This window comes from Anaplasma capra (assembly GCF_025628805.1).
Lineage (GTDB): Bacteria > Pseudomonadota > Alphaproteobacteria > Rickettsiales > Anaplasmataceae > Anaplasma > Anaplasma capra.
Map to the genome: position 1 here is coordinate 61,298 of NZ_JAOTBG010000002.1, position 26,299 is coordinate 87,596.

The 26,299-nt window shown below is 48.3% G+C and carries 19 protein-coding genes and 1 tRNA gene; 8 read left to right on the forward strand and 12 right to left on the reverse strand.

Annotated elements, in window-relative coordinates; translation table 11 throughout:
- Positions 1 to 136: 136 nt before the first annotated feature.
- Positions 137 to 1,801: a phosphomethylpyrimidine synthase ThiC gene (gene thiC, locus OC187_RS00855; protein WP_262997823.1), complete on the forward strand. Its 1,665-nt coding sequence runs from the start codon at positions 137 to 139 to the stop codon at positions 1,799 to 1,801.
- 32 nt (positions 1,802 to 1,833) lie between these two features.
- Here thiC and coaE read toward each other — a convergent pair whose 3' ends face one another.
- Positions 1,834 to 2,478, reverse strand: coding sequence for a dephospho-CoA kinase (coaE, locus tag OC187_RS00860; RefSeq protein WP_262997822.1), 645 nt, complete (start codon positions 2,476 to 2,478; stop codon positions 1,834 to 1,836).
- 317 nt (positions 2,479 to 2,795) lie between these two features.
- Between coaE and OC187_RS00865 the strand changes: the two genes are divergently transcribed.
- The 3 genes from OC187_RS00865 to OC187_RS00875 all read left to right on the forward strand — a co-directional run bounded on the left by OC187_RS00865 (position 2,796) and on the right by OC187_RS00875 (position 4,795).
- Entirely contained in the window at positions 2,796 to 3,434 is a 639-nt protein-coding gene (locus tag OC187_RS00865) for an L-threonylcarbamoyladenylate synthase (RefSeq protein ID WP_262997821.1), read from the forward strand.
- A complete protein-coding gene (locus OC187_RS00870) occupies positions 3,434 to 4,309 on the forward strand; it encodes an AAA family ATPase (RefSeq protein ID WP_262997820.1) in 876 nt (291 codons plus the stop codon). Before OC187_RS00865 ends, OC187_RS00870 begins: the two co-directional genes overlap by 1 nt.
- A gap of 210 nt (positions 4,310 to 4,519) precedes the next feature.
- Positions 4,520 to 4,795: an HU family DNA-binding protein gene (locus tag OC187_RS00875; RefSeq protein ID WP_262997819.1), complete on the forward strand. Its 276-nt coding sequence runs from the start codon at positions 4,520 to 4,522 to the stop codon at positions 4,793 to 4,795.
- A 578-nt stretch (positions 4,796 to 5,373) separates the two neighbouring features.
- Here OC187_RS00875 and OC187_RS00880 read toward each other — a convergent pair.
- Positions 5,374 to 6,075, reverse strand: coding sequence for a pyridoxine 5'-phosphate synthase (locus OC187_RS00880; RefSeq protein WP_262997817.1), 702 nt, complete (start codon positions 6,073 to 6,075; stop codon positions 5,374 to 5,376).
- A gap of 213 nt (positions 6,076 to 6,288) precedes the next feature.
- Positions 6,289 to 6,822 (reverse strand): nicotinate-nucleotide adenylyltransferase, encoded by a 534-nt coding sequence (locus OC187_RS00885; RefSeq protein WP_262997816.1) that lies wholly within the window; start codon positions 6,820 to 6,822, stop codon positions 6,289 to 6,291.
- Positions 6,823 to 7,043: 221 nt separating this feature from the next.
- On the opposite strand from OC187_RS00885, the gene OC187_RS00890 reads away from it, so the two are divergent.
- Positions 7,044 to 8,051, forward strand: coding sequence for a hypothetical protein (locus OC187_RS00890; protein WP_263008495.1), 1,008 nt, complete (start codon positions 7,044 to 7,046; stop codon positions 8,049 to 8,051).
- 112 nt (positions 8,052 to 8,163) lie between these two features.
- Here the strand turns inward: OC187_RS00890 and dnaA are convergent, their stop codons facing one another.
- The 5 genes from dnaA to OC187_RS00915 all read right to left on the reverse strand — a co-directional run bounded on the left by dnaA (position 8,164) and on the right by OC187_RS00915 (position 13,911).
- Positions 8,164 to 9,591, reverse strand: a complete 1,428-nt coding sequence (gene dnaA / locus OC187_RS00895; RefSeq protein ID WP_262997814.1) for a chromosomal replication initiator protein DnaA — start codon at positions 9,589 to 9,591, stop codon at positions 8,164 to 8,166.
- A 248-nt stretch (positions 9,592 to 9,839) separates the two neighbouring features.
- Positions 9,840 to 10,643 carry an SDR family oxidoreductase gene (locus OC187_RS00900; RefSeq protein WP_262997876.1) on the reverse strand — a complete coding sequence of 268 codons (804 nt, stop codon included), beginning with the start codon at positions 10,641 to 10,643 and terminating at the stop codon, positions 9,840 to 9,842.
- A 56-nt stretch (positions 10,644 to 10,699) separates the two neighbouring features.
- Positions 10,700 to 10,773, reverse strand: a tRNA-Asp gene (locus OC187_RS00905).
- 287 nt (positions 10,774 to 11,060) lie between these two features.
- A complete protein-coding gene (gatB, locus tag OC187_RS00910; RefSeq protein ID WP_262997875.1) occupies positions 11,061 to 12,515 on the reverse strand; it encodes an Asp-tRNA(Asn)/Glu-tRNA(Gln) amidotransferase subunit GatB in 1,455 nt (484 codons plus the stop codon).
- Between the two features lie 13 nt (positions 12,516 to 12,528).
- Complete coding sequence (locus tag OC187_RS00915; protein WP_262997813.1) at positions 12,529 to 13,911, reverse strand: malonyl-CoA decarboxylase; 1,383 nt, start codon at positions 13,909 to 13,911, stop codon at positions 12,529 to 12,531.
- 212 nt (positions 13,912 to 14,123) lie between these two features.
- Here OC187_RS00915 and ssb point away from each other — a divergent pair, with 212 nt between their 5' ends.
- A complete protein-coding gene (gene ssb / locus OC187_RS00920; RefSeq protein ID WP_262997812.1) occupies positions 14,124 to 14,615 on the forward strand; it encodes a single-stranded DNA-binding protein in 492 nt (163 codons plus the stop codon).
- A gap of 53 nt (positions 14,616 to 14,668) precedes the next feature.
- On the opposite strand, the gene OC187_RS00925 is transcribed toward ssb, so the two are convergent.
- The 3 genes from OC187_RS00925 to OC187_RS00935 form a co-directional block, all read right to left on the reverse strand.
- The gene (locus OC187_RS00925; protein WP_262997811.1) at positions 14,669 to 15,982 is read right to left on the reverse strand and encodes an MFS transporter; all 1,314 of its coding nucleotides are present in this window, start codon (positions 15,980 to 15,982) and stop codon (positions 14,669 to 14,671) included.
- Positions 15,983 to 16,127: 145 nt separating this feature from the next.
- The gene (locus OC187_RS00930) at positions 16,128 to 18,947 is read right to left on the reverse strand and encodes a PD-(D/E)XK nuclease family protein (protein WP_262997810.1); all 2,820 of its coding nucleotides are present in this window, start codon (positions 18,945 to 18,947) and stop codon (positions 16,128 to 16,130) included.
- 98 nt (positions 18,948 to 19,045) lie between these two features.
- Entirely contained in the window at positions 19,046 to 20,527 is a 1,482-nt protein-coding gene (locus tag OC187_RS00935; protein ID WP_262997809.1) for a peptidoglycan D,D-transpeptidase FtsI family protein, read from the reverse strand.
- 428 nt (positions 20,528 to 20,955) lie between these two features.
- Between OC187_RS00935 and hemB the strand changes: the two genes are divergently transcribed.
- Together hemB and nadE are read left to right on the forward strand one after the other, a co-directional pair.
- Positions 20,956 to 21,951, forward strand: coding sequence for a porphobilinogen synthase (gene hemB, locus OC187_RS00940; RefSeq protein ID WP_262997808.1), 996 nt, complete (start codon positions 20,956 to 20,958; stop codon positions 21,949 to 21,951).
- Positions 21,944 to 23,488, forward strand: a complete 1,545-nt coding sequence (nadE, locus tag OC187_RS00945) for an NAD(+) synthase (protein WP_262997807.1) — start codon at positions 21,944 to 21,946, stop codon at positions 23,486 to 23,488. Before hemB ends, nadE begins: the two co-directional genes overlap by 8 nt.
- A gap of 17 nt (positions 23,489 to 23,505) precedes the next feature.
- On the opposite strand, the gene mutS is transcribed toward nadE, so the two are convergent.
- Positions 23,506 to 25,980, reverse strand: a complete 2,475-nt coding sequence (mutS, locus tag OC187_RS00950) for a DNA mismatch repair protein MutS (protein WP_263008496.1) — start codon at positions 25,978 to 25,980, stop codon at positions 23,506 to 23,508.
- Positions 25,981 to 26,299 lie beyond the last annotated feature (319 nt).

Genomic DNA, 26,299 nt, shown 5'->3' on the forward strand with positions numbered 1-26,299 from the left:
CAAAAGCAATATTCCGCACCTACCCAGAGGTGCACATTCCTTGACAAACTAAAGCAGAAGGATCAAATACCGATCCAAAGGGGTGTTGTACACTTATTAAAAAAGATATATACTCCGCACGAATTTTGGGGTCTCTATGGATTATTCTGAGGTATACCCGTCGTCCTCGAAGGTATACGTGCGCGGAAGTTTGCATCCTGACGTCAATGTTGGGATGCGTAAGGTCGATATAAAAGATGGAGCCTCTCAGTTTCTTATGTACGACACTGGCGGGCCTTATACTGACCGCACGATTGGAGTAGACATCAGGTGCGGCATTCACAAGGTGAGAGACAAGTGGATTGCAGACAGGAATGATACCGCGCCTTTTCGCAGAAGTGTTGCCCCAGCTGAGGATTCGTGCACCAAGCATCAGGTAACAAAAGATACGGTTCTTCGAAAAATAGAGGGGGGCAGCCCCATAACGCAGCTCTTTTATGCCAGGAACGGTATGGTAACACCAGAAATGGAGTATGTAGCCATTAGAGAAAATGCTCTGCGCGCACAGACAGATTCTTTGCAAACTGGGCCCGTGCACGGCGCGATCACTCCGGAGTTTGTCAGGCAAGAGATTGCAGCAGGAAGAGCAATCATCCCTTCAAACGTCAATCACCCAGAATCCGAGCCCATGATAATAGGCAGAAATTTCCTGGTAAAAATAAATGCCAACATTGGAAATTCTGCCGTGCTTTCTGGCATCGAAGAAGAAGTCAAAAAAATGGCGCTGGCTGTCGTGTACGGAGCGGACACAGTCATGGATCTATCCACTGGAAAAGACATACATAACATAAGGGAATGGGTAATAAGGAACAGCCCCGTACCAGTGGGGACCGTACCTATATATCAGGCACTAAACAAAGTTAACGGGGTGGTGGAGGATCTAAGCTTTGCAGTTTTTAAAGAGACCATAATAGAGCAGGCTGAGCAGGGAGTGGACTATTTCACAATTCACGCTGGAGTGTTGAAGGATTACATCAGACACACTCGCAATCGGGTTACCGGAATAGTGTCTCGCGGCGGCGCTATAATGGCGCAGTGGTGCCTATCACACAATAAGGAAAACTTCCTTTACACACATTTTGACGAAATCTGCGAAATTATGAACGGCTACGATGTTGCGTTTTCTCTAGGAGACGGCCTGAGACCTGGCTCCATAGATGATGCAAATGATGAAGCGCAGTTTCTGGAACTAAAAACTCTGGGAGAGCTAGTGAAGGTCGCTTGGAACCACAACTGTCAGGTAATGGTTGAGGGCCCGGGGCACGTGCCCATGCATCTAATAAAGGAAAATATGGAAAAGCAGCTCAACCTTTGCAGCGAAGCACCATTTTACACTTTGGGCCCTCTAACGACCGACATAGCACCGGGCTACGATCATATAACAAGTGCTATCGGCGCCGCCATGATAGGGTGGTACGGCACTGCTATGTTATGCTACGTCACTCCAAAAGAGCACTTGGGGTTGCCCAACATTGATGACGTAAAGGCTGGCGTGATATCCTACAAAATTGCGGCGCACGCAGCTGATCTTGCAAAAGGGAATCCGTCTGCATATGCAAGGGACCGCGCACTGAGTAGGGCAAGGTTTGACTTCAGATGGTATGACCAGTTCAACTTGTCGCTTGACCCAACAACCGCAAAGTTGTTGCACGATGAATCTTTGCCTGGTAAGGGGGGTAAAACAGCAAATTTTTGCTCTATGTGTGGCCCAAAATTTTGCTCTATGAAGCTGAGCAAAGACCTTGCAAACATGGATACGTAGCTCATGCCGTAGCCTGACAGCGATGGCAGCGCCTACTTGAAGCCGCGTACGCAGGCAAGTTTCCGTTTCGCAGTCTCGCCGCGCTGCCCACTGGTATCAAGTCCCCTGACAATTTGCAGTACACGCTTTAGCACTTCTCCTCTGCGACCACCGCAATTTATATGAAAGTCAGCTAGGCTACGCCTTCTCTCTCTGGGTAACTGCAGGGAAAGTAGAAACTTAATCTCTTGCTCGGAAAGGCCGCGTTGGCTCAGTCTGTGCCACTGCAAAGATTGACTGACATCAATGTGCAAAATGAGGTCGCAGCATCTCCAGAATCCCGCTTCTAGTAGCAGAGGAACATCCAACACGATGCAATCATACCCTGCCCTACCCCGCTCCAGGATAAACCTACGCTGCTTCTCCAGCACAATTGAGTGCACCGCAGATTGAAACTTCCGCCACAGTGGGCCATAAGAAAAAAAATGTTTTGATAGCTTCTCCCGGGAAATATTACCATCACACACACAGTCAGGAAAATGTTCTGCCACCAAACCCGCTATAGCAGCGCTGTTAGAATACATATCATGCACGACCTTGTCTGCATCAAATACCGCAGCTCTGCAGGATCGCGCAAACATAGCAGCCACAGTGCTTTTCCCAGAACCCACACCTCCACTCAGTCCTAGAACTACCATACATACTCCACATAGCAACAGCGATCATATCACAAAAGCTACACGGGGTAGAATTGCCATACTTCCCCGCATGGTCAAATATGTGACGAATTTACACCGAATACAGCCTGGTTGGCTTACTGTACGCACATCGGAACATCAGCGGGTTCGGCCCCGGGCACCGGCATGCCACCTAAGAGACGCGTTGTTGCCCATGCGAAATCTCGCGGGAAGCGCCAGCAAATGCGGCACAACTATGGCAAGGAGTGCAAGGCTTAAGAAAGAATGTACCATTTTCCGACAAAGTGCTGTACCCTAGACCGGCCTCGTATACACAAATGAGGTATGTTGCCTGGGTGAAGACGGGATTTGGTGTGACGTTTACAATACAGCAGGTCGTTGAAGCACTGAAGAAAGAACAAGTGGTCTGCTTCCCTACAGACACGCTTTACGCCCTGGCGTGCAGCGCTTTTAGCACAAATGCGGTACAGCGTTTGTATGAGATCAAAAGGCGGCAGCACCACAAACCCATTCCCCTGCTGCTAAGCAGCTCGGCTATGCTCCGGGAATTTTCTTCACTCAGAGATGAGGACTGGGCGATAATTGAGCGCTTGTCATCCAAGCCGGTAACATTCGTGGTTCCATTGCACCACACCGGAAGGTTGCCACACAGGTTTTTCAATGGCACCGTGGGAGTCAGAGTGCCCAATCATGCGAAGGCCCTTGCCATATTACAAGAATTCGGTGCACCAGTGGCTGCAACCAGCGCCAATTTATCTGGAATGCCAAACGCAAGATGCGCATCGGACATTCCCCAAGAAATACTAGATCGCGTGTCAGCATTCATAGAAGACGATTCGGAAGTAAGTGGAACGTGCTCCACTGTTTTCGATTTACAGTCACGTAAGGTATTCAGGCCCGGCATGCTTTCAGAGCGCAGAATTACCAGGGTAGTAGAATCCTGTGGGAAGATATAATGGAATTAGTTGTAGGACATACCACACAAAAGGACACTTTGCTTAGAAATAGTGACACTACAGTGTGGCTGTTGTGTGGAAAACGAGGCATAGGCAAGTGCACGCTCGCACGCGCCTATGCAAAACACGTAACGCAATCTACGGAACTGGAGTCAAATCCAGATGTCATGGTTATAGAGAACACCCATGAACCAATAAACGTAGATAAGGTGCGAGAAATGAAGCATTTTCTCCACATGACCGCCATAAACTCTGATCGAAAAGTGGCAATAGTGGACAGTATTGATGATCTAAATATAAACTCCATCAACGCCATGCTGAAGACTTTGGAGGAGCCACCAGAAGGTTCACTAACACTTCTCATTTGCCACAATCTGCACAGTATTCCAATGGTGCTGAGATCTAGGTGCGCCACACTACTCTTTCATGAGCTAAGCCCAGAAGAAACAAAGTTGGTAATTGATCACAACTTTTCAGGTACACAACATCTGAGTGACAAAATAGCCAGCCTGTACCCCGGTACTCCCGGTATGGTAACAGAAGATATAGATAAGGAAATATCCTTATATGAGAATTTTGTGGCCATAGTACATCAAAAGAGTCTCGCACCAGTCAAGGACATCCTCGAGGTAGATCTACCGTTGCACAAGGTGGAGTACATCTTGCTACGGGTTATATCAGACATCATTTATGATATTTTAGATAGAAATCCAGAAAATCGCACATGCTGTGATGGAACTATCATAGATATGCTGGAAAGATACCATAAGGCTCAAGAGATATTTCGCACGGCCCACACCATGCATCTCCAGGAAAATGTCACCATTCTCAGAGCTTTGGAGATAATAGCAGGTAGAAGCGCGACAATTGAGTGAAAAGAGGTTAATGCATTCTCAATAGTGATACTAAAGCGCGTGCATGCCCCACCAGCCGCACTCATGGAGCGTATATGCCTCGCGTTTATTACACAAAGTCAATGACACTTAATAATGCATTAGGCAATAGCGACAAATTTAGTTGACTATACGAACTAACCTAATATCCTAGGTCCAATTAACTTATGTCAAGAGTTAGGGGTTTTACTTATGAGTAAGGAGATCATAGTCAGAGCATTGATGTCGAATCTGGGTTTTACAAAAAAAGATTCTAGCGGTGCCTACGATGTGGTTATGTCAGCGATAAAGACTGCGCTGGAAACTCACCATTCCATACGTCTACACAACGTTGGCACGCTGCATGTTATTCAGTGCGCTGAGAAGAAATATCACAATCCCAAAACTGGTCGTCTTGAAACTCTTCCCCCAAAGAGGAGGGTGAGGTTTAGGTCCAGTAGAAAGCTTCTGGACACAGTGAATGTGTAGGGGTACCACTGGATCCGCTTTCGGCTTTTGTTGGGTGGCAATATTGGGGCTCTCTCCCTGGGTGTGTGTGTTTCTTGTTGAACTTGTTTTTGTATTGCGCTGCCTTCAGTAGTCCGCTGGGTTGGTGAATTTCGGGCACTGCTTGGGGCTTGCTGTTGCACCCCCCTTCGTGGTTGGGGTGCCTGTTGTCACTTGTTTTGGGCAAAGTCTCCCGTGGTGGTTGCTGCCAGTTTGGTGTTTTCTAGCATGGCGGGGTTCGCCCTTTCGTGTGAGGTGCCTGTGCGTGTATTTGGCAGTCAGTGCGCGGTTTCTCTCTGGAGTTGCCGCTGTTGGCGCGCGTGGTGGTTTGCTGGGCCGCGGTTGCGTGGTTCGGTACTGTGTAAGGCATGGTAGTGGGGTTCAACGCTGCGGTTGTAGCCGTTTGAGGCAGGGGTGCCTCCTGTGCTGTAATGGACGCAGCGTTTGTGCACCGCTGGTGGGGAGGTACGAGTCGGGTAGTGTGGCCACCCGTGTTGCGTTCTGGCTGCAGCGTGTGGGAATTTGTGGGCTCCTTGTACCACGGAGCGTGGTTACCGCCTCTACCCCGAGATTATCTTCTTCATGTTGCGGACTGCGTTTCCCATCCCGTGGAGCAGGGACTCACATATCAGAAAGTGCCCTACATTCAGGGCGGATACGTGCTGGATTTTGGCTATGGCAGCTGCAGTTTCATAGTTTATGCCATGCCCGGCGTGGCATTCCATTCCTTCGGAGTGGCTGTAGGCAGCAGCGTCAGCTATTCTTTGAAGTTCGTTCTGCGACCTGCTCAGGCAGTATGCCCCAACATGGAGCTCAACCTTGTCTGCGCGTAGTTTTTTCGCATAGTCTATCTGCTCCCTGTCAGGTTCAATGAATAGAGTGACTCCAATGCCACTCTGTTGCAAGCCAGCCACAATCGGAGCGAGCACACTAAATAGGTCCTTGGCATTGACACCAGATTCCGTGGTAATCTCCTCCCTCTTTTCTGGTACCAGGCAAACATATTCAGGTGATACCGCCTTTGCAATTTCCAACATCTCGTGCGTTGCGGCCATTTCAAGGTTCATGGGAACCTTAAGATTATTTTTCAGTACAAAAACATCTGTATCCTTTATATGTCTGCGGTCTTCCCTAAGGTGCACAGTAACAAAATCTGCACCGCACTTCACAGCTTCATTCGCAATTTCTACAACATCGGGGTAAGCAGTGCCCCTAAGGTTGCGTAAAGTAGCTACGTGATCGACATTAACGCCAAGCTGCACGACAATCCTCTAAAGATGACCGCACAATGGTAAACTAAAACCGCGAAATACACAATTATGTAGCCATCTGTGCAATCTGTGTAATGCACGCCTACTCCCCTAACGCACCGATAGCTACACTTGGTACTCATGAGGCATAAAGCGCACCCGCAACATGCGCTGCACACCAAGCGGTACGTAACCCACTTCTACACGCCCACCAATCACCCCATATTAGGCACCCCTGATTCTGGATGAAGATTCGGCACACACTCTGCCTCTGACCATACTCCATCCCCTGCGCTTCCTGAGTAGTAGTTTTAAGTCCGGTAGATATTCATTTGCCATAGAAATCGCAAATGGTGCTCTCAAAGCCCCGTACACATACCCGTGACGCTCCAATAAAGCTATGGGTAGCAACCTGCAAAACTCCCTCCATCTGTACCACTTATGCATAGTCAATAGAATATCTGAGCCTGCTATCCAAACAAAATTTACACACGGGTAGCGATTCTTCAAACTCTTTACCACTTCATAACTGAAGATACCACCCACACACAACACCCTCATGCCCCTACAGCCAAAAATCATGTTTTTGACCATAGCCACCCTCTCCTCCAAGCTGCAAACACACTTCGATTTCAAAGGGTTCACTGAGACAATCCACCAAACCTCATCCAACTGCAGCAATTTCATTAATCGGCTTGCGACATGCATATGACCCTCATGTGGTGGGTCAAAAGACCCTCCGAATATTCCAACTGTCACAAAGCACCTCTGCAATAGCGGTACGTTAAGTATTCAAGATTATAATTAATCCGGTTGCAATACATTTGTACTCACCTTACACTCACCGGCGGCACCATGTTTGCTGCGTGTTTCGTGGGCTATAGTGGGAATCCGGAGATTTGTAGCATCGGTTCCGGAACCTCTTCCGTGTCGCGTGATGTAGTCTGGTTTCAAATATATCCAAAAAGAGGAGGTCATCAATGAAGCCCTTAATGAGTCCTGAGGGAGTTTTTGCAGCGTGTACAACCGTAAACACAGTCGTAGACAAGGCAGTGGAAAATGCCATATCCGAAGCGCTGCTACGAGTCGTTAAGAGCAGTGGAGGCGTCGAAGATATGGAAGCACTATGGAAAAGTGCATACTCAGATGACGGACAAGCCGCGATACGAGGAGCCAAGAATGGGTTTCTACGCCATAACATGATACCTCACATGAGGAACACCTTTGGTGATGCCAAAACCGAGACTTTGCTTAAGTATATGGACACGGAACTGCCGCACAATAATGCGGAAGCGGGGTTTAACCTCGCACTGGCAATGTATAAGCTGTCAAAGCTTACAACCCCTGCCCGCTTTGTATCATCCATGGACACTGAAGATTTTAAAAAACTAATCAGGTTTGTCGATGCGGCATCCAACGTTTTAGACAGCATGTCACAAAACGAACTGGAGGAGGAATATCGCAGGCACGAGGCGTTATATAGCAAACAGAAGGCCTCTATGACAGAGTCTATCGCAGACAAAGTCGCCCAAACTGTTGGGGGTGACGGAGGCTTGGGAGACATGGCCAAAGGTGCGCTGAAATTCTTAAAAGACAAAATAAGCTCCAAGAAACCTACAAGGAGCTCAGACGTTGTGTGCATAGAACTCTTTGGCGGCATGGCCGGCGCTGTAGCGGCGGTGTGCATTCTATGTATAATTGGCAGCGGGGGCATGGCGGCGGCTTTGTTCCCATTTCAGATGGCTTTTGCCGTTGTGGGAGCGTTAAGGACAGCCTCCGCTGATGAGAAAGACGCAGCCTGTATACACTCGCCCGTAAGTAGTGCAAAACCCGCGAAACTATTTGCCGGAATTGAAGCAAGGCAAGACCAAGGAGAAGCGCAGGGCCATGGAATGTTTAGTGCCAAAGAGGAACATAGGAGATCCGCAACAAAGGCCGATACAGGGTTCAGAAACCGCAGTGGCGGCGGCGAGCTGCAGGGCAGGTAACTTTTCGAATCCAGGAAGTGATACACCCGTTAACGCTCGCGAGCTGCTCCGGGCACTAACCCCGGCCACACCTACATTGATCCAGATCTACTTCCGAAGTACAACCCTTCGGTTATCTTAGCATTCGAATCAGAAGGCTAATATCTTCCGCAAGTTTTGAGTCACTCTCCATAAACTTTTCTATCTGCTTCACAGCGTGTATGACAGTGGCGTGATCCCTGCCACCAAAGCTCTTGCCTATGTCAGGTAGGCTCTTTTGCGTTAGTCGCTTTGCCAGGTACATTGCGACTTGCCTTGGCCTAGCTAGAGCTCGCAGCCTTCTCGCAGAATACATGTCTTCAAGTTTGATGCCAAAAAATTCAGCCACTTTCTTCTGAATCATACCGACGGTGACCAACCTGTGATTTGCTCTAAGTAAATCGGAAAGTATGCCGCTGGCGGACTCAATTGTAACGCTACTACCCACCAAAGAAGAATGGGCCACAACCTTGTTGAGTGCACCTTCAAGCTCTCTGATGTTGGATTTTATATTCTTCGCCAGAAACTCCAAAACCTCATCGGGTACGTGCACGCCCATCTTTTCAATCTTAAGCTGCAGTATACCTAGCCTCAGCTCAAAGGTGGTATCGTTAATATCAGCAACCAAGCCCCAACCCAGACGTGATTTTATTCTATCTTCGACTCCGTCCAAATCACTTGGAGACCGATCTGCAGAAATCACCAACTGCTTGTTCTGGTCTATCAAAGCATTGAAGGTGTGGAAAAACTCTTCCTGCGTGCTGTCCTTACCGCTAATGAACTGCACATCATCAACCATAAGAACGTCTACTGAGCGAAACTGCTCCTTGAACAGCATTATATCCTTGCTCCTGAGCGCCGTAACATACTGATACATAAACTTCTCTGCGGAAAGGTAGGCTATTTTCCTCTTCATAGAAGAGTTGAGCACGTGCCAGGCTATGGCGTGCATCAGGTGCGTTTTTCCCAGTCCCACTCCCCCGTAAAGGAAAAGGGGATTGCTCCCGGGAATGGGAGCAGAAGATTCCGCAACCCTCCTGGCAGCAGTAAATGCCAACTCATTCGGTTTGCCTACAACGAAGTTATCGAAAGTAAATCTCGGATCCAGAGGTGAGCTGAGATGATCATAGGTGCCACCCACAACCATAACATGTGAGCTATCCACCACACCGTCAGAAGAACTCTCAGCTGGGGACAGAGAAGGCTGCGCCTCAACACCGTCACTAACGCAAATATCGACGGAATAGACTGCATCGCTCTCATCCTGCCAATACTTCAGGATCCGCTCCAGGTAATGTACGAGAACCCACTCCTTTATGAACCTGGTCGGCACCAACAAAACAACGCGACCGTTCTCATTCCCTGAGTACGCCAAAACACTCAGCCAACTATCGTATATGGCACTGCCGTAGAAATCCCGCAATTTCTTCTGAACGTTACGCCATGCCGCACGACCTTTGTCCTGTTCTTGCTCCCTGTGGTGAGCCACGCAGCGCTCAGTAGTTTCGGAACCCTCAATCATAAAGACAAACCCAATTCATACACCACCCACCTCAACGACGCACGAGACCCCAGCCACAAATTAGGAATCACAACACCAACAATAAAAAACCCTCCGCAAAGTCACCGACGGCAGCTGAACACCACACAACGGGCACCCACAGAACTGCACCGCCACCAGTAGCCAACAGTCACGTAACCCACACACACCCCACAAGGGCAACACACACCTAAAACGGGAATTCCCTGGCATGCCAAGGCAATTCCTAACTAGACTTCATCCTTAACGCGAGTGATGTCCGGAGCATCCGCGTCCTTAATTCCCACAACATGATACCCAGAGTCCACATGAAGAACCTCCCCAGTAGTGCCCTTACCCAAATCACTCAAGAGATACGCAGCCGCACCTCCAACTTCCTCGATAGTAGTATTACGCCCAAGAGGAGAATTGTACTTATTCCAAGCCAGTATGTAATGGAAACCGCTAAGACCGGAAGAGGCCAAAGTACGTACAGGACCGGCAGATATTGCATTCACCCTAATCTGCTTCTTGCCCAAATCAACCGCAAGGTACCTAACACTGGCCTCAAGCGCCGCCTTGCACACACCCATCACATTGTAGCTGGGCACCACCTTCTCAGCGCCATAATAGGATAGGGTAAGAATGCTGCCACCACCCCCCATTATAGGCTCAGCCCTACGTGCAATAGAGGTGAGGGAGTAGCACGAAATGTGCATAGACAGCAAAAAGTTATCCAGTGTGGTATCTATGTACCTACCCCTAAGCTCATTACGATCAGAGAAGGCCACCGCGTGGACTACAAAATCCACAGTCTTCCACTCCTTTTCAAGTATGGAGAACATGCTGTCCACGGACTCAGGATCGGAAACGTCACACGGTATCACCAACCGCGCACCAACAGACTCAGCCAGTGGTTCCACTCTCTTCTTCAGCGCATCGGAGAGATAGGTGAAAGCAACCTCAGCACCATGCTCACAAACAACTTTAGCTATGCCCCAAGCCAGAGACCGATCATTCGCAACCCCAATAATCACGCCCCTCTTGCCACGCATTAGCCCATCGGTACGCACAGACCACCCATAAACTCTCAAAAACACACGTCAAGACGCGGGAGTGACGAGACTTGAACTCGCGACCTCAAACGTGACAGGCTTGCGCTCTAACCAACTGAGCTACACCCCCACCAGCCAAGCAGAATGCTAATGTCTTACAAATCTGTTGTCAATCACAGTTTTGCCGCGTACATACAATCGAAAAAGCGCACCCTCTTGAGGAATATTACTGACATAGTGCAACCCACTGCATACGCTGCGAGTACCCGTAAAGGTGTCCACAGGTATAGGTCCCTCGTACAAAACGTAAAACATGGAAAAGGCGCCAATGACGGGGCAACGCGTGCTTCGATTCTCGCGCAATTCGCGCCTTGCGGTAACCTCTACACTGCAAAACTCAAAGGTTCGTACAGTGCACTAATCTTCGACAAGCCTGCGCTTGATCAATGCATTAACTAGTTCGGGATTAGCTTGCCCGTTAGTCTCTTTCATAACCTGCCCAACAAAGTATCCCAGAAGCTTTACCTTGCCCTGCCTGTACTCCGCCACTTTGTCCGGATTTTGGTTTATTATACTATCAACCACTGGAGCTAACGCTTCTTCGCTAGTTATCTGGCATAACTTCTGTTCACGCACTATATCAGGCGCAGACTGTCCTGTCTCAAACATAAGTGCAAAGACCTGCTTGGCCATTTTCCCTGAGATAGTACCGTTGGCTATAAGATTCAGTAGCTCTGTAAGGCTTTCCGCGCTCACAGGTGAAGCTGCAATGCCCAGCCCACACTTATTTAGGGCACCAAAAAGCTCCCCAGTTATCCACGATACAGCCAGATCTGGGCTACAGCCAGTTATAACACTCTCAAAGTACGTAGAAACGTCCTTATCCGAAGACAAGATGTCCGCATCATACTCGGACAAACCCATATCCCTCATGTACCGCTCTTTCTTCTGCAGCGGGAGCTCAGGCAGTGACGCACGCACACCGTCAATGAATGCCTCTGTAATGTCCAAAGGTAACAAATCTGGATCCGGAAAATAGCGATAGTCACATGCGTCTTCCTTATCTCTTATCACTCTGGTAGATCCAGTATCAACATCGAACAACATAGTACTTGGGCTGAGAGCCCCCACACTTTCAAGAATTTCCACCTGTCTGTGTGCCTCGTACTTGATGGCATGGGCAACATGTTTAATAGAGTTAAGGTTCTTTATTTCTGATCGCACGCCCAGCCTATCATCGCCAACTCTTCTCACAGAAACGTTTGCGTCGCAACGCAGTGAACCACGTTCCATATCCCCGTCACAGGTCCCTATAGAGCGCAGTATAACGCGCAGCTTTTTGAGATACTCAGCAGCCTCTTCTGGAGATCGCAAGTCAGGCTCAGATACAATCTCCATTAAGGCCACCCCAGCTCTGTTAAAATCAAGGTAGGTTTTGTCATGGGCGTGAATGCTCTTGCCCGCGTCTTGCTCCAGGTGAATTCTAGATATTCTGATACGTTTATCACAACACTCACTAAGCGCAATAAACCCATCAGTCGCAATGGGGAAGTAAAATTGCGTTATCTGATATCCAAGTGCAAGATCAGGATAAAAATAATTCTTTCGGTCAAAAACCGAGCGCTTATGGACCACACAGGAGAGTGCCAGGGCAGTTCTCACAGCCTGTTCCACGCATCGGGTGTTCAGCACGGGAAGAGTTCCCGGCATTGCAACATCAAACAACGACACTTGCACATTGGGGTCAGCACAAAAATCTGCAGAAGAACCAGAAAATAGTTTGCTAGCAGAAATAACTTGAGCATGAATCTCAAGACCTATGACCACTTCCCAATTGCCAGTACCACCCTTTATCACCCCAACATTCGTCACATCAGTCACTCAATCAACTCCCCTTTAGCAGGGCCATTACTTCCTTAGAAGAGATAACCTTCCCATGTACGACATAAGATTCATGATTGTCATCAATCTTTGCAATCTCGTAGTAGTAATTCACCATGATGCCCATAGAACCTGCCAATCCCTTTTCCGATTTATCTGCCATCCAGTTTAGTCTCCTTATGGAGGCACCATTGCTGAGGTGAAAATGCGCCACCTGATCTAGCACCCTGTTCCCCCTTTTCGCGTTCACCAGGTAATACGCACATAACTTTAGGAACACCTCCTGCACAGAAGGCAACAAGTTCTCATACTCGCCCACTTCGTCAACGAGAGATTTTATTCCATCAAGAGTTTGAGTAATACCCAATTTTTGCAGGATGACCTCTTCATCTTGAGTTAAGCTCTGCAACCATTGCACAAATCCGGGCACAGGGGAAAGCGTGACATAAATTTTAAGATTACAGAACTCACTCGAAAGCTTCTCAACCACCCTCTTGATCAAGAAATTCCCTAGATTAATTCCACTGAGACCCACCTGGGTATTCGAGATTGAATAAAACACCGCAACTTTTGCGTCTGCCGGATCTTTCTTCGGAACGTTACCGTCTAGCAGGGCCTGCACGCTACCCGCTACCGTATCAACCAAGGCAACCTCCACAAATATCAGCGGCTCTCCGGGCATTTTGTAGTGGAAAAACGCGAAGCACCTGCGATCAGAATCCAGCCTATAGTGCAGGTCATCCCAGGAAGATATGGCATGCACCGCCTCATAAAATATGAGTTTCTCCAGCAAGGAGGCTGGAGAATCCCAAGTAATCTGGTGCAGATCTAGCAATCCAACGTCGAACAGCGATGATAGTACGCTTTTTAAATCTCTCTCAAGTGCGAGCAAGTCCTCCCCCTTCCTGATAAGCGAAACTATATCGGCCCTCATGTCCACAAGAAATTTGACCCCCTCCGACAGAGACATAAATTGCTTGAGGATTGCTAACCTTGGAGACATTAGCACGGAAATTAGCTCGAATTTGAGTTTTTCCTCAAACTTTGGATCACTATTGTTGACGTACTCATGAATTTTGCGTTCTATGTCCTCTCTACTGGAATTAAACTGGTCATTCAACATGCGCAGAAATTTGGCCTTACCTACATCAGACAGGTGCAGGTAAAGATTTCCGAGAGATATGGTATTGTGCCTTGCTTTAACCTCACCACCCCTGGGGCTGACACACTCCTGCATTTTTCCAAGAAGCTTCTCCATGTCCTGGCTCCTAGCCAGATCGCTACCTATGTTGCCAACCCAAGACATAACAACATCAGTCACCTCGCCGACAACCTTGGCTACACTACTGAGCGTTCTATGCTTTATCTTGAGCAACGAGCTTTCCACGGGGGCAGAACGGCCTACAAACTCTGCAGTTTTATAACATTTATCGAGTTCCGTCTACCTATACTTCACCTACAGCAGCACCATACAGTAGAATGCACTCATACTGGAGTTGCGCGCTCTCGCACGCTCGTAGCATAACAACAAAAACTTGAACTAAATACATTGCGCTATTAAGATTGTCCGCACTTCTCTTGTACTTGGGTTCGTTTGTTATGTCATCGCTTGGTATCAATAAGGTAATTCTGATCGGGCACCTGGGCAAGGACCCAGACATTAGAGTAATGCAGAATGGCAAGGAGATGGCAAGCTTCTCCCTGGCAACATCTGAGAGTTGGTTAGACAAGGCGTCGGGGGTCCGTACCGAGAAGACCGAGTGGCACAATGTTGTGGTGTTCAGCGAGGGGCTGGTGCGCATAGTGAAGTCATGTGCGCGCAAGGGCAGCAAGATTTACCTGGAGGGTTCATTGCGCACCAGGAAGTGGTCAGACCAAAGCGGTAATGACAGATACACGACGGAGGTAGTGTTACAGGGGTTCAACGCTGCATTCTGTTTGCTTGATCCCAGAGGGGCAGCAGGTGGACCAGATGCGCCGCAGGACATGCACGGCGAGGATGAGGAAGCTGTAACGGGTGCAAATTCTTCCGACGATGTGATCGGGGAAGTCAGTTTTGCAGACACTGACATGGACGAAATACCGTTCTAGACCAGCAACATAGAAGCCTCAGAAATGTGCAACAATCATCAAGCGCAGGCCGGTCAACTCGCCAGCGAGGATTCGGTTTTTTTCCGCATGGGAGACACAAACCTGTAGACCCCGTTTTCCACTCGAAGACAAAACGCAACCATAAGGGAAACTATAGTTGCAAAAAAGATCAGGTAAAACGCCGGGGCCGTACTAAGCCCGGTAGCGTGGGAAAACCACAGACAAATTGCGGGAGAAAGCGCTCCGGCAAGGTATCCGGCACCATAGGGCAGTGAAAAGCATGTTTGCCGGCACCCCACGGGAAAAATCAGCGCGATAAATGACCCATACCACCCCACGTATGCACCACACATGATGAAAAACGCTGTGCATGCAATTACAGAGCCCTTGTAAATGAAGTACACAACGGGATACAGGGAAACAATAATGCAGGCCATCATAACCAGGAAATACCCCCTCCTCTTACTTGCGTCAGACGCAAACAAGCTGAGGCACGATGCGAGCGACGCTAGCAACAGCGAGACCACGTACTCCGGATAGCTCAACCTGTGACTTAAATCTATATAGATTGTGGCCAGATAAAAGAACCCGGAAGAGGTCGCTGCCATAACAAATACCAACAACACTGCACCAATGTTCTCCACCAGAGATTCAAAAATGTTCGTCCTACTCCCCGTTGATTTATACTCCACATAGTCACGGCTTTCACGTATCTTAGAGCGAAGGTATGGTAGTGGCAGGCCAATTACAACCGCAACCAAAAATGGAATCCTCCACCCCCATTCGTACATCTGCAGCTCCGTGAAGAGCGTTTCGCACACCCGCACCACAAACGTACCCAAAAACAATCCCAAATTACAGAACGCTATTCTGCAAACCCATATAACTCTTACCTTGCTGCTATCAGCGCTTTCAGCCATGAGCACAACACCGCCAATCTCCGCACCGTATGCCAAACCCTGCACTACCCTGAGTATAGTCAGAACCAATGGGGAAAAGATACCCCAAGTTAGGGGAGTGGGGAGAACGGCCATACACAAAACTGACCCTATGAGCATGGAGGCAGAAATATTTAGGACAATCTTCCTCCCCTTTCTATCGCCTAAGTAGCCGAAGACCGCAGCACCTAGAGGCCTAGCAACAAAAGCAGATGCAAAAACCAAAAATCCTATGAGTTCGGAAAGATACGCAGCATGGCTTCCCTGGCTAGACGGAAGAACCCCCTGCGCAAAGAATACCTTATTTATCGTGGAGCTAAGAATACCAAAAATAATGAAATCGTAATGCTCTACAGCATTGCACAACAACACAGCGAGCACAATTTCGTTCAGACCCGAGATTCTCCTCCAGATCCTGTATATGTACATAGACGAGCCAACAAGCAGGAAAACCCAACCGCACTGTAGCATGTGCCATGGGTGCACTCAAGTAAACATTTAAAAGAAATTAATTAATATATTAAAATAAATGAAATCGGGGCGCGGTGGCACGGTAACCTGCACAGATTTGGTATTAAGCTATGGGCACTTCACGCATCGGCCCGGGGCATAGTGCGCCCTCACGTATTCTCGACAGAAGCTCATACTCAGAAAAGTCAGAAAAATCTTCACGGGGTGAGAACGGGGTCATCTCTTCAGCGTATCGCAACAAAAGCTTTGTAAAGCCCTCCTTTGTAATGCCCAAAATCTCAGTAAAATCTGAGACTTGGGTTACCTCAACCGCCCAAGGTGTGATTTTCCAGTACGAAAAAGACACTGCATCTACCGCAGCGCCCTCCGAAACGCACACGGCATCTATAACAGCTCTAGATGCAAATCCACATCGTATATCAACCTGAGAAGGCACTGAACCAATCTTGTGACACACCACAGTAACACTGCCGTCTTTTAGATATTCCACTCTGTCACACATGGCAACAACTTGCATTTCATCACTAACATGCCAGAAGAAATTTTTATATGCTTCAATACGTACAGCTGCAGACCTACGTTCGCTGTCCATCTCAAAAAAGTTACGTGCCATCTTTTCAAATTTTGGCCACCACAGCACAAACGCATATGGATGCTGGGCAGCAATTGCATCAAATTTGCGCCTTGCTATTTCTAAGAGAAGATTATAATCGCCCTCCGCTACAACACTTGCCAAGTATTCTCGTAGGATCCCATGAACGACTGTGCCAAAACCCCCTGCCACACGCCGGGTGTCCACCACCCTTACTGGACGCATCTTCAGAATGTATTTCAGGTAGAACACGTACGGATTGTTGATCAAAGTATTCACAGCTTTTGCGGTCAGCACAGACATAGCCTTTTTCCTGACTGCCAATTCTGGATTCGGAGCAACCGTGCCGGATGCACCCGCTGTGGCGGCGCCACTGATGGCCTGAATGACGTTGCAGTTCACGGCGCAGTCCTTCAACAGAAATGCTAGGTATCGAATCCACACGGGCTCACTCACTACACCAAAGTCCTTGGTGGATTTGGTAATCCAAACCTTGCTGGAGTAGAAAAGGCTGTATAGCACATACATAATGCGTCCGCCGTATTCCTCAGCAGATGGTAGATCTAATTTCTCGCGCATCCAGTTGCTCAGCATAGGGCTGCAACGCGGTTTACAATCTGCCTCACTTAACCCAGAAATTATCACAACATCTCTGGTCGCAAGGTTCACAGCAGAAAATTTGTTGCGCTCCCTAGCAAAAAAAGCACCTATCAGCAGTTCGCACGCCTCTTTGTATTTCACCAGAGAAAACGTCATGGCACCGGTACAACGGTTCCTGAACAGGGAAAAAAATTGCTCTATTCTGTTCAGTGCATGTGTGTGTGCGGCCAAACCGTTAGTGCCGCATCCGCACAGAAGCTTAAGACACTTGGCATGCGCAGCAGCTACTTCACTAATCGTGCAGCCCTCGTGCACGGCAATTAGAGGTGATACTGCTCCCATGACCCTACTCCACAGCTCCTCCAATTGCTGAAAGTCTTCTTTTATGACATTGCCTATCGCCTCAAAGCTTGTAGCTGAGCGCTCTCTTATTATCTCAACTTCCAGTGTAACAAGTAGCTCTCTGTACCCATCGGCGTCATATCCAAGCGTAACTAGCGGGTGTTTTAGCAGATATAACAGCCGCACAGTATCTTCGGGCGAAAGCAATACCTCAACCACACAAAGTACGAGGGGGGCTATCACTCTATCATAATCCAGAGTTGCTGCTTCCGCTTGTTCGATATAGGACAGAGCATCTATCCTATGAGTGAGAGAGTTGCTACCTATGAATGCAATGCAACGCCCCTCTAGGGAACGCGCAACGTCCATATCACAGTTAGCACCCCCTGGTGTTGACGTGTGTCTCTCACCTAAGACTCGCCCACATACGGCTGCAACGCCAGCCGGGGCTTCTCCACTTTCTGCTGTCTTGCATAATTTCAGAATCTCCGCAACCTTGGTGGCTTCTTCAGCCTCCGAAGAACATGTAACGAGCTTGATGTTTTCCGTATTTTTGGCGCCATAGTCTTGGAGAGAATGCTCGACAATCCCAAAATTGAATAGTGACTCAACAACATGATTCGTCCTCACTCGACCAAGTCTCTGTATATCGTTCCTATCTATACCAAGCTCCCTTAGCAAGCGCACAAGGTAATACTGATAGTGCTCACAGTGTACAGCCCCCCACTTATGCTTAGGAAGTTCCAAGTCAACGTACGGAAGAACGATTGCAACATCCAGCACACTACCAATTAGTGACTGCAAAAAACGTGTGAATACTTTGCTGAACACAACACCCGCCACAATGACTTTTTTGCCTCGTTGATTCAGACTTTCCGTAAACAAATCAATACAGTACCCTGGAGGCGCAATACCCAGACCACTTGCCTCCCTCTCCCACCACAGCACTAATTCGTACAGAAAGTCGGCAGTGCGGCAATACCCAAACTCATCACTACGGCAAACTCGCAATGCACTCGATTCTACGCAGTTCACGTATAGCTCATCAAGTAAGGAAGACAGCTCACCAGCCATACGCAGAGGGTAATTAGAACCATGGTCTACATTCCATTTCTCTATGAACTGAACCAGTAACAGAAGCTGCTCTGCCGCGCTTATTGCAACACCATGGGACGTGAGTGCACACCCCTCAATGTCAGAAAACGCCAGAATTTCTGGACCGGTACCGGCACCACTGTATGCAGTAAGTTTAGAAATCTCATTGCTGAAAAGTCGCGCATCTTCCGCACTAGGAACAACAATTACACCCACCTGCTGGTCACTAGCGTACTGTGAAACCACCTCCACAAATGACTCGCTACAGTGTGCTGTAAAAACCTTGCCACTCATGAGTTTCTACAAAATCACGTAACACACATACTAGCGTAGCAACGCTTTTGGTACAATTTTTTACGGAATGGAGCGGTACCTGAGCACCTACAGAAATATTACCCGCCCACCGGGGCTACACTCAGTATAGGTGCTATCCTGCCGATTATTCTACCCACAACCGGAGCAGATACGGTACCACCCGTGACTTTCGCACCCTTAGGCTCGTCAATCATCACAAGAATTGCGTATTTGGGCTCCAAGATAGGGAAGATGCCTAAGAACGAAACAAGGTTTGCGTCCTTGCGGTATCTGCCGTCAATCACTTTCTCCGCAGAGCCGGTTTTCCCCCCGACAGAATACCCCTTCACGTTCGCCCTTTTACCCGTACCGTGCTCAACCGCAAACCTCAGTAGCCGCCTAACCTCGTATGACGTTCTACTGCTCACTATTCTTCTGCCTTCCGCCTCACGTCCCAGAATTAGCGTGGCCTCGTGCATTATGCCATCATTCACGAGCCCAGCAGCGGCTTGCACGACATGTACCGGAGTAACTGCAACCCCGTATCCATACGAAGCCGTGGCAACGGTGCTACTTCCCCACTCTCTAGGAAAAATTGGGAACCCCTTTTCTGGCACCTCCAAGCCTAGATCTGACAACAAATCCATTCTGTCAAAGTACTCCAGTTGTATATCTTTGCCTAAATCCATAGCAATTTGCGCCATACCCACGTTAGAGGACTGCGCAAAAATTTCCCGTACACTCAACACTGGACGACGCGACTTGTACATGTCGCTAATCCTATATCTGCCAATAGCAAAAGGTTGCGAAACGTCATATGTGTCCTCAGTTGAGACCTTACCCGAATCTATGGCGCTGGCCACTGTAAACAACTTGAATACTGAACCCATTTCGTACACGCCAAGAGTGGCTCTGTTGAATCTTTGATAGCTCTCAAATTTTGAACGATTGTTTGGATCAAAGTCGGGGAGGCTTACCGCAGCAAGGATTTCACCATTCCTTACATCCATGACAACGCCAACACCAGCAGAAGCATCATACTTGTTTACTTGGCGCAGTACTTCGTCTCTTACAACATTCTGCACCCTAATATCTACCGACAGTCTAACGTCACCCTTGACATCAGAGCTATCCACGTACCTTTCTATGCCTGAAATGCCCTTACCATCGGAGCTTACATAGCCAAGTATGTGTGAAAGTAGATTGCCATGTGGGTATACGCGCTTAACTTCCTTAGTTAAGTGCAGCCCCTTCAACTTCAATGCTCTAATCTCCGCTTCCTCAGCGGGGGTTATACCGCGCTTTATCCATATGAACTTTCTCCTAGGCAACAGTAACCTGCGTATGTGCTCCCTGTCGCCATGCAGGACAGCCGCCACTTTTTCGATCACCAACTCTGGATGTGATACGACAGTTGTATCAGCAGAAAGCGATGCAACGGCAACATCCATTGCCAGTATTTCACCATTTCGATCAAATATCATAGACCGGTTTCTAGGCTCCTGGCTCTCGCTAGTTGGCGCTTCCATCTCTCTAGATGGAGTAACCGTAAGAGTCATCAGCCTGAAGGCTAATATCACAAAAAAAAGCGCAAACGGAATCGCGGAGTATATAAGCCGTCTTCTGCTTCTGCGTGGAACCCCACTTTGCGGCTCGAAGCTATAAAAAATTTTCTCTACACGGTCACGCAAGGCTCCCTCAAGTAAAAACCCTTCAAGAAGGTTAGACGCTACACTTAGCTACATCAACTAATTTCGGTGCAACAAAAGCACAACCAATGGCATTGTGTGGGATAAATCTGCCATAGCACCTTCATACGATACAGTCAGGTACATTGCGCATCGTGCACTCTACCATCCCCGATTGCAGTATCAGAATACGTGAATGTCAAGTTAGTTGCTGAGTGTTACAAGTGTCAAGTTAGTTGCTGAGTGCTACAAATGTCAAATTAGTTGCTGAGTGCTACAAAAGAAAATAGACTTGGTCACCAGAGTGCGATAGGTGTCACATGCAATTTCCCAAGACGAGGCTCCGGCGTAGGCGTAGTCATGCCTGGATGCGTGATATGGTCAGGGAAACGGTGCTCCGCGCCGGGGATTTGGTGTTACCTATATTTGTCTTTGCTGGCGAAGGAGAAAGTGTCCCAATAGAGGGTTTGGAGTGTATGCGACATGTATCCGTGAAGGGTGCAGCGCATTTGGCACGCGAAGCACGTAAAACGGGCATCAACGCAGTCATTTTGTTTCCCTCCGGGTGTGAAAAGTCTGTCGGAGCAGAAGAAGCCTATAACCCGGATAATCTCATTTGCAGAGCAATACGTTGTATCAAGGATGCCGTACCGGAAATTGGGGTCATGGCCGATGTAGCGCTTGATCCCTATACAGTTTCTGGTCACGATGGAATACTGGTGAATGACCGAGTGGATAATGACGCCACAATAGGTGTGCTGTGCAAGCAGGCAGCGGTGCTTGCAGCCGCAGGTTGTGATGTCGTTGCCCCCTCTGACATGATGGATGGCAGAGTTGGTGCAATTAGAGAGTTTCTCGACAATTGCGGGTTCAGTAACACCTGCATACTCTCCTACGCCGCAAAGTTCTGCTCGTGTCTATATAAGCCATTCCGCGAAGTGGTGGGCTCTCGCACTATGTCCCAGCCCATAGATAAAGGCACGTACCAGATGGACATAGCAAACTCCAGGGAGGCCGTGCTGGAGGCACGTATGGACATTGATGAGGGTGCTGACATCGTCATGGTCAAACCAGGAGTGTTCTACCTGGATGTGATATCCGCCGTGAGTACTGCATTTGAGGTGCCAGTGTTTGCATATCAGGTCGGAGGAGAGTATGCAATGATAAAGGCTGCATCGGCGAATGGATGGCTTGACTATAACCAATGCATGCACGAAGCACTGATAAGCATGAAGCGCTCAGGGGCCAGGTGCATTATCACCTACGCAGCACTGGAAATGGCAAAAATGCTCGATACCGGGGAAACTAGTGGCTAAGATCTTCATAGCGCAGCTAAATTACAATTCGGAAGACGTACGCGGCAACCTTGAGAAGATACTTGCTGGGTACGAAGAAGCATCAGGTAGCGGGGCAGACATCATGCTATTGAGCAGGTATGCAATATCTGGGTACCTTGGTAAAGCTCCGCCATTTCTGAGAGAATTCACAGAGCTGTGTTACGGGCACCTGCAAAGCCTTGCATCACACACACTAAACAGAAGGACTTGCATTGTAGTCGGCAGTATAGAAAAAAAGGACAATCAGCTACATGAGGCTGTTTTCTTATTATCCGGTGGCGCAATACAAACCCTCATGTGTGTGCCAAGGCATATGTGCGATACCACTGGAAGCTGTGTAGCGTTCAGCACAAATGGCTTGAAGTGTGTACTGTTGTTTGGAGACGGGCCATCGGTGCAAGAGAATGCACGTGCCAGCATGCTGAGCAGCGCAGACCTGATCATACTAATGGGGCAATCCACCCGCGGATGGCCAGATGCTTTGCCTTACTGCACAGAGCTCTCCAAAAAATTTGGTGTTCAAGTGGCGTACATTAACCTACTAGGTGGGTATGAAAACCAAGTTTTTCCCGGGGGGTCGTTAATTTGCAGTGGCACAAAAGCACACCTGTGCACCCTATGGTCGGAAGAGACAAAGGTTTTTAGTCCTGACACCATACCACACAGTATCACAGCGCCTCCAGCAAGTGAAGAGCAAGATTACCAGAACCTCATGCTTGCGCTGAGGGACTACACCCACAAAAACAGATTCACCGGTGCAATACTGGGAATGTCTGGTGGAATAGACTCGGCATTGGTCGCCACCATCGCTGCTGACGCCCTCGGGCCAGAGCACACACACACGTTCATGTTACCGATGAGGTACACAGTAGATTCAAGCGTAGAGGATGCCGCCAAATGCGCCGCAAATCTTGGTATCAACCATGCAGTGGTACCCGTAGAGGACGTTTTTTGTGCCTCACTTGAAAGTCTACATACGCTTTTCAAAAATTCTCATCCAGATATCACAGAAGAGAATATACAATCCAGAATAAGGGGTATGTTTTTAATGGCAGTAAGCAATAGGACTGGATTGTTGCTTCTTGCTACTGGAAACAAATCTGAGTTGTTAACGGGGTACATGACTTTATACGGGGATACGTGTGGAGGCTTTGCCCCTATAAAAAGCGTATATAAAACCAGAGTGTATGAGCTTGTAAAGTGGAGAAATAGCAATGTGCCACAGGGCAGCCTCTGCAAAAAAGTCGGGGTGGTTCCTGAAGAAATAATACACAAACCTCCCTCTGCAGAGCTCAAGCCCGGCCAGAAGGATCAGGACATTTTACCCGAATACCCTGTTTTAGACCGGGCGCTATACGCGCTTGTGGATATGGAACAGACACGGGAAGAAGCAACACGCTCGGGGTTAAGCAGAGATGTGGTTGAGTTGGTGGCAACCCTGGTGCAAGGGTCGTCTTTCAAACTTCAGCAAGTCCCGTGTGGGCCAATAATAGGAAGCAGCACGCCACCTGCCTAGATACATCACCAGGGGTTTCAATCCTGCAGTGCCTCAGCTTCACGCTGCTCAGCGGAGCCAATACAGCTTGGAATTCCGTTACCGCTACCACTGAGCTCTTCCATAAAAAATCGCGCTCTCTCCAGAACACTTCGTGGGAACCCGGCAAGTTCAGCAACGTATATTCCGTAAGATTTGCTGGAAACCCCAGCTGTAAGCTCATGCAGAAAAACCACCTGCCCTTGCCATTCCTCTATCCTCATACAGAAGCATTTTACACCTTGCAAATAAGAACTAAACTTCGGCAATTCATGATAATGCGTGGCGCAAATTGCTCTACTCCTCGTGACATCATGAATATGCTCTAAGACAGCCAAGGCTATAGAAAGCCCGTCGTGGATCCCCGTACCACGACCCACTTCATCAAGAATCACCAAAGACCTATCGGTCGCTTGATTTAGAATCGCAGCAGTCTCTGTCATTTCCACCATAAAAGTTGAATGTCCCAGTGCTATGTTATCTGACGCACCAACTCTGCTGAAAATCCTATCTATCACTCCTATATGAGCGCTCTCTGCCGGCACGAATGACCCAATATGAGCTAAAATTGCTATTAGCGCATTCTGCCTAAGAAAGGTGCTCTTACCCGCCATATTAGGCCCTGTCACCAGGCATAGCCTGCCACCCTCCGAAAGGTCAGAATCATTAGAAATGAAACGCACTCCCACCTCAACCACCGGGTGTCGGCCCTTCTTAATAGCAAACTCCCTGCTATTATCCACAATTGGCCTGACGTATTTGTTTTCCACAGCTAGCTCAGCCAACGACGCTAAAACATCTAGCTCCGCAACCGCATTTGCTGCTAGATCAACATCTTGCGCTTCCTCTAATACTCTAAGACAAAGCCCGCGGAAAATGTGGGCCTCAAGTTCCATAATCTCACCCTTGGCAGCAGTAATTTTCTCCTCTAATTCCCTAAGTTCTGAGGTGGTGTAGCGCACCGTGTGGGCCAGGCTTTGTCTGTGTATAAACACTTCATCGTTGAGCTTATGTGCAGAGGAGACCTCTATGTAGTACCCAAGTACGTTATTGTGCGCAATTTTCAGGCTACCTATTCCGGTATGCCTGCGGTATTTATCTTGCAAGTTCCGCATTAGCTGGTCACTCTCACTTTCAATGCGTACTGCTTCTGCCAAACGTGCATCGCATGTCGGATTAACGAACCCCCCATCTCTTGCGTGCACAACGTTGTTTTCGATGAGGGTGCTACCTATCAGCTTCAGCAACTTCCTATGCTCACCACACTCTCCGGTAATTCTCAGCAACATAGGGTTGTCTGCCGCCAGCATTATTTGTTGCAGGCGTATAATTCTCGCAAGGGCCTTCCCCAGCATGCAGACGTCTTTGGGCGAACATTTGAGCAGCTTAACTCTGGTCATAATCCGCTCCATGTCGGGAATATCGCGTACTACATCCCTAACGTTCTCACGCATCACCCTATTCTTCACAAAAAACTCCACAGCGTCTTGCTTGCTGTTAATAACATGAGGACAAGCAGCCGGAAATGCGAGCTGACGCTTCAAGAGACGACTTCCCATCGAGGTCACGGTACGATCTATGACAGATATTAGGGACCCTTCCTTGTCTCCGGATTGGGTACAGAACAATTCTAGATTCCGCAGTGCCGTACTATCCACCAGCACAAAGCTATTGCTGTCACACACTTTTGGGTAGCCCAATGTGGGCAGGCTGTTTTTTTGCGTCATGCGGACATACTCAACCAAAGAGCCACACGCAGATACTTCGACATCCTTAAAATTGCCAAGGCCGCGCAAGGTATTAACTCTATAGACCCCGCACAAAACTTTCTCTGCCTTCTTTACATCAAAAAAGCTTTCACTGTGGCTCGTAATTGTACACTTGTGCTTGCGTAAAACTAGTTCGATTTCTTTTTGTTCTTTGAGTTTATCAGAAATTAGAAGCTCCCTGGGACGCACTCGCTGTATTTCACTATCTAGATCTTCTAGCTTACTGGAGCGCACATTGAACACTCCTGCAGATATATCCATCCACGCCATACCATAGTCATTGCCTAAATTCGAAAGGCATGCCAGATAGTTGTTCTCGCGGGCGTCTAGCAGGTCGTCTTCTAGCAGCGTCCCAGGCGTAATTATTCTCACCACATCCCTTCTAACCAGGGCTTTGTACCCCCTCTTACGTGCTTCCTCAGCAGTCTCAAGCTGTTCGCATATGGCAATCTTATGACCAAGTTTAATTAGCCTACTTAGGTAGCTATCAACACTATGTACCGGCACACCACACATAGGGGTACCAGCACCTCTTTTCGTAAGAACTATATCTAAAGCCTTTGATGCCACAATTGCATCGTCAAAAAACAACTCATAAAAGTCCCCTAGTCGGTAAAACAGCAAGCAGCCTTCGTATTGGTCTTTTAGTGATTTGTATTGCCTAATTATGGGAGTGTACCCAGTATCGTCACCTATCTTCACCATGTGTTAACCTTTGCGTGCTTAAGTATGCGTCAACCCTTGCGTGTTCTTGGGTTGCGATTTTATACACAATACCGGGTACATACACCAAAATTTTTGTATTTTGTCCGGTGCGTTGATGTTTAACTTTTGCATACTGCACGCCAGGTACTTATAATCAACCCCGCAGTTCTCCTAGGTGCTCCTTTTGTAGCAGCAGGAATTTGGTCGTGAGAGTGATAAGTGGCGCTTCGGACTGATTGTGTTGGGTGAAGTGGGGCTGCGACTGGCTCGCGGTTACAGAGTCAACAGAGTGCCACTAGGGTGGGAAGTCGATTAATTT

Excerpts from the sequence above, each read along its gene's own strand:
- thiC (WP_262997823.1), top strand. The coding sequence starts at position 137 with ATGGATTATTCTGAGGTATACCCGTCGTCCTCGAAGGTATACGTGCGC.
- coaE (WP_262997822.1), bottom strand. The coding sequence starts at position 2,478 with ATGGTAGTTCTAGGACTGAGTGGAGGTGTGGGTTCTGGGAAAAGCACT.
- OC187_RS00865 (WP_262997821.1), top strand. The coding sequence starts at position 2,796 with ATGAGGTATGTTGCCTGGGTGAAGACGGGATTTGGTGTGACGTTTACA.
- OC187_RS00870 (WP_262997820.1), top strand. The coding sequence starts at position 3,434 with ATGGAATTAGTTGTAGGACATACCACACAAAAGGACACTTTGCTTAGA.
- OC187_RS00875 (WP_262997819.1), top strand. The coding sequence starts at position 4,520 with ATGAGTAAGGAGATCATAGTCAGAGCATTGATGTCGAATCTGGGTTTT.
- OC187_RS00890 (WP_263008495.1), top strand. The coding sequence starts at position 7,044 with ATGAAGCCCTTAATGAGTCCTGAGGGAGTTTTTGCAGCGTGTACAACC.
- dnaA (WP_262997814.1), bottom strand. The coding sequence starts at position 9,591 with ATGATTGAGGGTTCCGAAACTACTGAGCGCTGCGTGGCTCACCACAGG.
- OC187_RS00900 (WP_262997876.1), bottom strand. The coding sequence starts at position 10,643 with ATGCGTGGCAAGAGGGGCGTGATTATTGGGGTTGCGAATGATCGGTCT.
- ssb (WP_262997812.1), top strand. The coding sequence starts at position 14,124 with ATGTCATCGCTTGGTATCAATAAGGTAATTCTGATCGGGCACCTGGGC.
- OC187_RS00925 (WP_262997811.1), bottom strand. The coding sequence starts at position 15,982 with ATGTACATATACAGGATCTGGAGGAGAATCTCGGGTCTGAACGAAATT.
- OC187_RS00930 (WP_262997810.1), bottom strand. The coding sequence starts at position 18,947 with ATGAGTGGCAAGGTTTTTACAGCACACTGTAGCGAGTCATTTGTGGAG.
- hemB (WP_262997808.1), top strand. The coding sequence starts at position 20,956 with ATGCAATTTCCCAAGACGAGGCTCCGGCGTAGGCGTAGTCATGCCTGG.
- mutS (WP_263008496.1), bottom strand. The coding sequence starts at position 25,980 with ATGGTGAAGATAGGTGACGATACTGGGTACACTCCCATAATTAGGCAA.